Source organism: Acinetobacter lwoffii (assembly GCF_024129715.1).
In the GTDB taxonomy this organism is placed as follows: domain Bacteria; phylum Pseudomonadota; class Gammaproteobacteria; order Pseudomonadales; family Moraxellaceae; genus Acinetobacter; species Acinetobacter lwoffii_U.
Map to the genome: position 1 here is coordinate 23,770 of NZ_JAMXXM010000029.1, position 6,429 is coordinate 30,198.

Here is a 6,429-nt window from a genome sequence, read left to right on the forward strand (position 1 = left end):
AGCCTTATGATAATCTGTGTGATTGAATAAATGCCTTTTCCCATACAGCGAATACAGACCGATCGTGAACGAGAATTCTTTGTTGAAAAAATACAGAAAAAATGATGCAGTATGGGATCAAATTTAGGCCGAATAAACCGGGTTCACCTCATCTGAATGGCAAGGTAGCGCTCACAAAAGACTGATAAATCTGAGTTCTACGCTACTGTAGATATCGATTCAGAGGAAATTCAGAGCAAACTGGCAGAATGGCAGCATTACTGTAACTGGATGAGACCACATTCAGCTTTGCAAGGTAAAACACCGATGGAAAGGTACTTTGAATTATGTGAAGAAACTCCTTTCTTAGATGAAGTCCAGAAGCAATACGCCCCCTCAAATGAACGGATTCAACATGCCAGTTACAAGATGTATTTAGAGATTGCTAAATTGAAACGATCTCTATGAATTACGTATCTATATCATTTTTACTAATATAAAAACATATACGTAAAAATCACGCCCCGTTTAACTGGCAATAGTTTTTGAACCCTGGTATAAAAGCTTAAAAAAATCTAGCAAGTCTTTATTTAATGTTAATACTCATCCAGTATTGAGGTTTTTTATCTTTTCTTGCCTGTGATCTAGGTTGTAATACTCTAATTTCATACTCACCTGAAGCAGGTAAAATATAAATACCCTTATCATCAAGCTCTGGAGAATATTCTCCAAGATTGATGGAGTCTTTTAATTGATTACCCCATAAGTAAGCTTCAACATTTCCTCCAGTCAACTTCACTTTTAACTTTTGCCCTTTTTTAGCATAAAATTTGTAGGAATCATACTTGTATCCATCTATCCTTCCGTAATAATTTGCAGAGTGAGCTTTTTTAGCAAATTTAACTACAATAGTCTTTCGTATATCATTGTTATCATTTGCAAGTACGACAGGGCTAACTATAGTTAAAGTTAGGGCTATCAAAGCGCCAGCTAGTAATTTCGTATTCGCTATTTCCATAATAAGGTTACCCTAATTCTTGTATCGCTCCTGACGTAATAACATAACTAATAAGTAACCATGAATCATAGAGCAGAAATGTGAATAGTCATAACATGGGGCTGCACTTCAAATGCCAATTTAAGACTTGCAAAATCAATGGTTAATTAATTGGTTACTAGGGAATAACCAATCTAAATATAAATTTTATTTAACAATTACTTATAAAAATATGTGATGCGTATGATACGCATCATATGAATATCGCTTAAATTTGCTATAATTGAATTGAGCAGTGCCATTTGTGGTTAGGTTAAAAATTCATGAGTCTTACTGAAATTAAGGTACGTCAAGCTAAACCAAAGGAAAAAATCTATTTTCTGGCAGATGATGACGGCTTAAGTTTGAAGGTAGAACCAAACGGACGTAAATCTTGGAGTTACCGCTATTCACTTGCAGGGACAAATAAACGTCCTCGCATGAAGTTGGGTGAATATCCTGTAATGTCCTTGAAAGAGGCCAGATCAGTCCGGGATGAATATAAATTTAATAATTATGAAAATAAACCACTGCATAAAAAATACATCAAAACTTTTCAGGATATTTGTGAAGAGTGGTTAGAATTTAAAATTAAAAATTCCTTTGAAGATGAACCACGATGCGGTGTAATTCAGCTCGCAAAAAAATGTTTAGATCAGGATGTTTATCCAAATATTGGACTAATGCCATTTATGGAAATTAAAAGATATGATCTAGTTAAGATTATTAAAAATATAGAATCTAGAAATGTAAAAGAACCTGTAAAGAAAGCCTATAGTTATTTAAATCAGATTTATGATTATGCGGTAGCGATGGGGTATTGTGAATATAATATTGCACATGGACTTCATAAAATATTAGTCAACAATAAGATTAAGAAAAACTATCCTCATTTAAATTCAGATGAACTATCTAATTTCTTAGCTAAATTAAATCAGATTAATACAGATCCTATTATTAAAAAAGCCCTGTTATTTAAATTATATACAGGCGTCCGTGGTGGAGAATTATTGCTTTGTGAACCACATCACTTCGATCTAGATAAAAAAATATGGAAAATACCAGCCTTACATATTAAACAATATAGAAGAAAGGTTATTTTAGGTCATGATATCCCTGATTTTTTTGTTCCACTATCTGATCAAGCACTTGAAGTTGTGAAATCAGCACTCGTTTGGTCTCATGGCGAAAAATATGTGTTTTCTAGCCCCCGAAACAATAATAAACCTATTCATTTTAATACCCTGAACTTGATTATCAGAAAAATGGGATATACTAAAAATGAATTAACTTCTCATGGGTTACGATCGACATTTAGTACCATATTAAATGAATCCGGTTTATTTCAATCAAATTGGATTGAAGCACAGCTATCTCATACTGATAAAAATAAAACCCGTGCAAGTTATAATCATGCAGAATATTTTAATCAGCGTATGGAAATGATGCAATGGTGGGGCGATTTTATTGATAGTTGTACTGTAAATTAATGGTTATGAAATCTAAGTTTTAATTAGAATAGGCTTTGTTGCACAAACCTATTCACCGCCATAAATCATTATCTAAAATTGCATCTCGTGGTAAAAGCTCAATGGGCCGGTTCTATGGCTATAAATTACATGTTGTGATGAATCAACTTAGAGAAATAGTCTGTTCACAATAATGATTTCTCTTAACTCGTAAAGTTTATGACGGTGTTGAACGTGTTCAATTGAATCTTAAGCAAGGTAAATGGATAGAAGAGAACTTCATTAAGTCGTATCAAAATATTCTTGAAAAATAGGCATTTCATTTCGCATTAGAGCGAGAATCTAATGAGAAAGTTGCCTGATTGAATGTATTGAATAGATTCATTGCATAATTGTTGACTAAAATTTTCTATATCAGCCTGTTTAAGATTAATCGGGCTGATTCTGTTAGGTCGAATATAATAGCGACCTGCTTTAATCATTTTTATTTGAACTTTATTTTATGTCACAGCTTGCTTCCCATTTTAAGCACAATCAGTTTTGTATTTTGTTGGAATATTTAAGTTCTGCTAAGGGCATTGCCGTACCAATGTCTTTAGCAGAATTTCCATGTGCGATCACTTTGGCAGATCGAGTGCATGCCGATAGTGATTTGCCACCACTTGAATGTGCGAAGACATTTCCTTCATCAGTGGAAAAAATCATCCATTATTCAGGGAAAGGTCGGGATATTACTGATTTTGAGACCTTCTTAAAATCAACTCAAGCTTCGGGACAGAAAAATTTACTGCTTCTCACAGGTGATAAGTTAAAAGGGCATACAAATGGTCAAGATGGAACGAATCGCACCCGATATTTAGAGTCTGTAAATGCGGTCATGGCCGCAAAGTGTTATGGTGGATTTCACATTGGTGTAGCTTTTAATCCCTTTAAATATGCTGAAGCTGAACGTGATGCACAATATTTAAAACTTCACAAAAAGATTAAAGCAGGAGCAGACTTTATCGTTACCCAGTTGGGTTACGATATGGAGGCTTTAAAACAAGCCAAGGCTTTTTTAAATCGTCATCGATACCCACAAAATATACTTGCTTGTGTTATGCCACTTAGTTTGGCACGTGCCAATTTTATGGTGAAACATAAGATCGCAGGAATTGTGATTACACCACACATGTTACGAGTGTTGGCTCAGGAAAAACAGGATGGACGAACTGAGAATGCTTATAAACGTTGTGCTATACAAATATTGATCTGTAAGTATTTGGGTTTTGCAGGTGTGCATCTTTCAGCATGCCATAAGCCTGAAGAGCAAAAGCTTTTAGAAAAATATATTGAACAATATCGACATTATGGTTTACAGGAACTCGAAGCACTCTGGAATGCACTGTGGCAAGTGGAGACTAAAGAGGAACTCGTGCCAGAATTAGCTTATTATTCCCGCCAACCATCCTCTAGCCAGCTTATTAAATATCAGCAATTGCATTTCATGCACAAGGCTCTATTTGAGTCCAAAATTGCCAAAGGTGTGGGGCATTTTATTTTTAAAGCCTCACTCTGGGAAAATACTCCTGCAGAAAAAGCATTGTTAAAAACTGAATTTATCTCTAAGCAAGGGGTCGTGGGTTGTGAAAGTTGTGGTCAATGTAGGTTAGGAGATACTTTATATATTTGCCCTGAAACTTGTCCCAAAGGATTGGCGAATGGTCCTTGTGGTGGTACGACATTGGATCGCTGTGAGTTTGGAGATCGTGAATGCATTCATTCTGTGAAAGCCCGACTTGCCAAAGCCGTGGGACAGACTGACGTTCTAAAAGAAAAACTGATTCCAACTGTACCCATTGAAGTCCGTGGAACCAGTTCCTGGAAAAATTGGTATCTGGTGACTGAAGCTTAGCTTTCATCATCCATGGCATTCGAATAAAATTTCACACCCAATTTGATGCGATCACGACCTTGGCTCATACGCCAACGGTTGGTATCACGTAAGGAGTATACACAGCCACAATATTCTTGTTGGTAGAATTCTTCCTTCTTGCTGATTTCAAGCATACGAACAGCACCACCATTTTTACGCCAGTTGTAGTCCCAATAGGTGATACCTTCATAATGTGAAGCAGAACGATGCCCACAATCATTGATCTGCTTCATATCTTTCCAACGAGAAATACCCAATGAGCTACTAATTAGGCTGAAGCCATTTTCAGCTGCATAAAGGGCAGTCCGTTCAAAGCGCATATCAAAACACATGGTACAGCGAATACCTTTCTCTGGCTCATTTTCCATGCCTTTGGCACGTGCAAACCAATTGTCTGTATCGTAATCACAGTCAATAAAAGGAATATTATGTTTTTCTGCAAAGCGAATATTTTCTTCCTTACGGATTTCATATTCCTTGACAGGGTGAATATTGGGATTATAAAAAAAGATCGAAAAGTCGATGCCTGATTCAATTAGGGTTTCCATCACTTCACCCGAGCATGGTGCACAGCAGGAGTGAAGCAGAAGCTTGTCATGACCTGCTGGGAGAGTCAATTTCTGACGTTCAAGTTTGTTTGACATAGTTATATGGGTTTAAATCTAAACCCTATATTTTAACGATTTAATTAGATAGTAAAGATTTGATATACTGATATTTTCTAAGGTTAAGATGAAAGAAATTCACTAATTGAAATTTAATAAGAACTAAAGTATATAAGAGAATAACTACAATAATGCTTTGGAATTAGAACATTGCAAGTTAATCAAGTGTGTGATTCATAGAGATCGTTTCAATTTAGCGATCTCTAAATCCATCTTGTAATTGGCGTGTTGAATCCGTTCATTGGATGGGTTGTATTGCTTCTGGACCTCATCAGAGAAAGGGGTTTCTTCACATAATTCAAAGTACCTTTCCATCGGTGTTTTACCTTTCAAAGCTGAATGTGGTCTCATCCAGTTATAGTAATGCTGCCATTCGGCTAGCTTGTCTTGGATATCTTCAGAATTAATATCGACAGTAGCGTAGAACTCAGATTTATCAGTCTTTTGAGAACGCTCTACCTTGCCATTCAAATGAGGTGAACCTGGTTTATTTGGCCTAAATTTGATTCCATGCTGCATCAATTTTTTCTGTACTTTTTCAGCAAAAAATTCCCGCCCACGATCGGTCTGTATTCGCTGTATGGGAAAAGGCATTTCTTCAATTACGCAGTCTAAAAAGTCGAGCGTATTCGCCGCTGTTCGGCGTTTATATATCCTTAAAACGCGATATCGTGTGCAGTCATCGATAGATGTGTACTGATATAGCCTAGGACCCAGTTTACAGGTATCCATTTGAATTCTATCGCCTGGTAATGGGCGTTCATAACGAATGAAATCTACTTTAAGACGGAATTTTTTAATCGGTTTGACTTGATGGGTGGATAGTACTTTATGGATAGTCGCTAAGGACAACGAGACTCCGTGCAGCCTCATCAATTCTGTTTGCAAACGTCGAGCACCCAGATTTCTAGCTGAGCGCATTTCCAATATTAAGGCTTCTAGCTCAGCATTGATTTTAGTATTTGGAGATTTTAATGGGCGTTTACTCTGACTACTTAATCCATCAATACCTTGCTCAGAATATCGTTTCCACCACTTGCGTAATGTTGGTCTAGAAATGCCACATCTCCGACAGACTAGGCCAGCATCATTGGTCTCTTCAAATAATTTAACCCATACGAGTCTTTGTTGAATTTCTCTGTTCATAGACACCAATTATATTGAAATGATGTCTATGAATCACACAAATCAAGAGTCATTGTATGAAGCTTTAAAATTAAGTGAAGAAATTATTAGGGCGTGTCCTCATTTGGCTTTGCACCAAATAAATATGCAGGCTATACGCATAGATTTATAATTGCGTGCTAGTTTATCAAATCGAGTTTGCAATAGCACGGAAATGTTTTGATCTCGCAAAAGCGTTTT

Annotated in this window: 5 protein-coding genes and 3 pseudogenes; 5 read left to right on the forward strand and 3 right to left on the reverse strand. The window is 36.3% G+C overall.

The features are described 5' to 3' along the window. Positions 1–30 precede the first annotated feature (30 nt). A pseudogene (locus NI462_RS13380) lies at positions 31–447 on the forward strand (integrase core domain-containing protein); the annotation flags it as partial. A 118-nt stretch (positions 448–565) separates the two neighbouring features. Here NI462_RS13380 and NI462_RS13385 read toward each other — a convergent pair. After that, complete coding sequence (locus tag NI462_RS13385; RefSeq protein WP_004281816.1) at positions 566–997, reverse strand: PPC domain-containing protein; 432 nt, start codon at positions 995–997, stop codon at positions 566–568. A gap of 302 nt (positions 998–1,299) precedes the next feature. Here NI462_RS13385 and NI462_RS13390 point away from each other — a divergent pair, with 302 nt between their 5' ends. The 4 genes and pseudogenes from NI462_RS13390 (at position 1,300) to NI462_RS13405 (ending at position 4,378) form a co-directional block, all read left to right on the forward strand. Next, complete coding sequence (locus NI462_RS13390; protein ID WP_004647716.1) at positions 1,300–2,505, forward strand: tyrosine-type recombinase/integrase; 1,206 nt, start codon at positions 1,300–1,302, stop codon at positions 2,503–2,505. A gap of 50 nt (positions 2,506–2,555) precedes the next feature. Beyond that, positions 2,556–2,672: pseudogene (locus tag NI462_RS13395) on the forward strand (transposase); the annotation flags it as partial. A 24-nt stretch (positions 2,673–2,696) separates the two neighbouring features. Then, positions 2,697–2,798 (forward strand): annotated as a pseudogene (locus NI462_RS13400) (putative oxygenase MesX); the annotation flags it as partial. Between the two features lie 188 nt (positions 2,799–2,986). Then, entirely contained in the window at positions 2,987–4,378 is a 1,392-nt protein-coding gene (locus NI462_RS13405) for a methylenetetrahydrofolate reductase C-terminal domain-containing protein (RefSeq protein ID WP_253160997.1), read from the forward strand. Here the strand turns inward: NI462_RS13405 and NI462_RS13410 are convergent. Together NI462_RS13410 and NI462_RS13415 are read right to left on the reverse strand one after the other, a co-directional pair. Continuing rightward, complete coding sequence (locus NI462_RS13410) at positions 4,375–5,043, reverse strand: epoxyqueuosine reductase QueH (RefSeq protein ID WP_004647714.1); 669 nt, start codon at positions 5,041–5,043, stop codon at positions 4,375–4,377. The genes NI462_RS13405 and NI462_RS13410 overlap by 4 nt on opposite strands. 195 nt (positions 5,044–5,238) lie before the next feature. Continuing rightward, positions 5,239–6,210 carry an IS481 family transposase gene (locus tag NI462_RS13415; protein ID WP_253160999.1) on the reverse strand — a complete coding sequence of 324 codons (972 nt, stop codon included), beginning with the start codon at positions 6,208–6,210 and terminating at the stop codon, positions 5,239–5,241. Between the last annotated feature and the right edge of the window lie 219 nt (positions 6,211–6,429).

Bases quoted from the DNA above. Each gene is read 5' to 3' on its own strand.
- NI462_RS13410 (WP_004647714.1), bottom strand. From the start codon at position 5,043: ATGTCAAACAAACTTGAACGTCAGAAATTGACTCTCCCAGCAGGTCAT.
- NI462_RS13405 (WP_253160997.1), top strand. From the start codon at position 2,987: ATGTCACAGCTTGCTTCCCATTTTAAGCACAATCAGTTTTGTATTTTG.
- NI462_RS13415 (WP_253160999.1), bottom strand. From the start codon at position 6,210: ATGAACAGAGAAATTCAACAAAGACTCGTATGGGTTAAATTATTTGAA.
- NI462_RS13385 (WP_004281816.1), bottom strand. From the start codon at position 997: ATGGAAATAGCGAATACGAAATTACTAGCTGGCGCTTTGATAGCCCTA.
- NI462_RS13390 (WP_004647716.1), top strand. From the start codon at position 1,300: ATGAGTCTTACTGAAATTAAGGTACGTCAAGCTAAACCAAAGGAAAAA.